We start from the raw sequence: 2329 nt of genomic DNA, 5'->3' as shown, positions 1-2329 counted from the left end.
TGGGCCTCGGCGGCGGGCGCTCCGGCGGCCGAATGCGGCCAGACCACCGCCCAGCGCGCCGGCGCCCGCCAGACCCGCGCGATGTGGATCGCCACCGTCAACAACGGCGACTGGCCCAGCCGGCCGGGGCTGCCGGTCGCCAAGCAGCAGGCCGAATACCGCCACCTGCTCGACGTGGCCGAGAAGCTGAACTTCAACACCGTCTACGTCCAGGTACGCCCGGCCGCGGACGCGTTCTACTCCTCCCACTACGAGCCGTGGTCGCGGTTCCTCACCGGGCGGCAGGGCACCGATCCCGGATACGACCCGCTGCGGTTCCTCATCACCGAGGCGCACGCGCGCGGCCTGCAACTGCACGCCTGGTTCAACCCCTACCGCGCCGCCACGCAGGCCGACCCCAAGAAGCTCGCGGCGAACAGCCAGGCGCGGCTGCACCCGGACTGGGTGCACCGCTACGGCGGCGCGCTGTGGTTCGACCCGGGGCTGCCGCAGGTCCGTGACCTGGCCGCGCGTGTCGTCCTCGACGTCGTCCAGCACTACGACGTCGACGGCGTGCACCTGGACGACTACTTCTACCCCTACCCGATCCCGGGCAAGGCCTTCCCCGACGCCGCGACGTTCAAGAAGTACGGCGCCGGCTACAAGAACCTCGGCGACTGGCGGCGGCACAACGTCGACGCCCTCGTCCAGGAACTCCACACGCGCATCCACCAGACGAAGGGGTGGGTGCAGTTCGGCATCAGCCCGTTCGGGGTGTGGCGCAACAAGTCCCACGACAAGGCCGGTTCGGCCACCGCCGCGCTGCAGAGCTACGACGACATCTACGCCGACAGCCGCACCTGGGTGCGCAAGGGCTGGGTCGACTACATCGCCCCGCAGCTGTACTGGCCGGTCGGGTTCAAGGCCGCCGACTACCGCACGCTCGTCGCGTGGTGGGCCAAGCAGGTCGCCGGCACGCACGTCCAGCTCATCATCGGCCAGGCCGCCTACCAGGTCGGCCAGCCCGGCGCGTGGAAGAACCCCGCCGAACTGTCCCGCCACGTCGCGATCGACGCGAGCTACCCGCAGGTCGGCGGCGAGGCGTTCTTCAGCGCCCACGACCTGGCCCAGGACCGCCACGGCTTCGCCACCCGGCTGCTGCACGACCACTACTCCCATCCGGCGCTGGCCCCGATGGCCGGCCCCGGCGCCCCGCCCGCGGCCCCGGCCGACCTGAAAGCCAAGAGCGGCCGGCTGACCTGGAAGGGCGCCGGCGCCGCCGCGTACGCGGTCTACCGTGCCCCGGCCAAGAGCCCGGCCTGCATCGTGCCGGACGGCCGCTACCTGCTCAAGATCGTCGACGGCGACGTGCACGCGACCTCCGACAAGACGGCCAAGCCCGGCCGCACCTACACCTACTACGTCACCGCCCTGGACAGCCGCCGCCACGAGTCGCCGACGACCCACGGCGTCCAGACGACTGCCGCACACGGCTGAACCCCTGCGCCTCGGCCCGCGCCGGAGGCCGTTCCCGGTCGTCAGCTTCTCCTTCCGGCGTGTTCCGGCCGGCGCGGCGCGCCGCGGCACGGCGGAAACCCTGTGGATCTCGGCCGCCGATTTGCTGCACACTGATGGCAAACCGCCACTCGCGCCGATGAAGGACAGCCATGGAGCTCGCGCCACCCCTTCCGGCGTACTACCGGCTCAAGCGCCGGCTGCTCGCCGACATCGAGGCCGGGCACTACGGCACGGACGGGCGGCTGCCCACCGAACATGAGCTGTGCGCCGCCTACGGCCTGTCCCGCACACCGGTGGCGCGGGCGCTGTCGGAGCTGGCCGCCGAAGGCGTCGTCGTACGGCACCGCCGCCGCGGCACCTTCGTCGACCCCGGCTGGATGGCCCGGCTGCACGCCGCCCCGAAGGTCTCGGTGATGGCCACCCACGGCAGCTGGGAGGGGCAGTTAAGAGAAGCGGCAGGCAACGACCTGCGGCTGGAGTTCACCACGGCGCCGCTGTGGGAGACCCGGGCGATGTTCCGCCGCGCGATCGCCGAGGGCCGCGGCCCCGACTTCGCCATCGTCGACTCGGTCTGGGTCGCCGAGTTCGCCGAGTCGCACATGCTCACGCCCATCGCCGAGCTGGACGCGGACTGGGCGGCCGAGCACGACGCCGACTTCCTGCCACCCTTCGTCGACGCCTACCGGTTCGAGGGTCAGGGCCTGGTCGCGGTGCACGCGCCGGCCGACGTGGCCGGCCTGTGGTACGACCGCGCGGCCCTCGGCGGCGCGGAACCACCGCAGACCTGGCGTGACCTGCGCGCCCTGGCCCGTGCCCTCGCCGCCGACGCGCC

2 protein-coding genes are annotated in these 2329 nt (G+C 72.5%); both read left to right on the top strand.

The window, feature by feature from the left end; genetic code table 11:
- The coding region (locus ACFFNX_RS47965) for a glycoside hydrolase family 10-like protein (protein WP_378213103.1) at nucleotides 1-1476 on the top strand (1476 nt) is incomplete at its 5' end.
- A gap of 170 nt (nucleotides 1477-1646) precedes the next feature.
- A partial coding sequence (locus ACFFNX_RS47960) for an extracellular solute-binding protein (RefSeq protein WP_378213102.1) occupies nucleotides 1647-2329 on the top strand: 683 nt, incomplete at its 3' end.

Source organism: Actinoallomurus acaciae, assembly GCF_042429965.1.
Classification (GTDB): domain Bacteria; phylum Actinomycetota; class Actinomycetes; order Streptosporangiales; family Streptosporangiaceae; genus Actinoallomurus; species Actinoallomurus acaciae.
The sequence above is the reverse complement of the archived record's forward strand: the minus strand, read 5'-3'. Positions and strand labels throughout refer to the sequence as shown.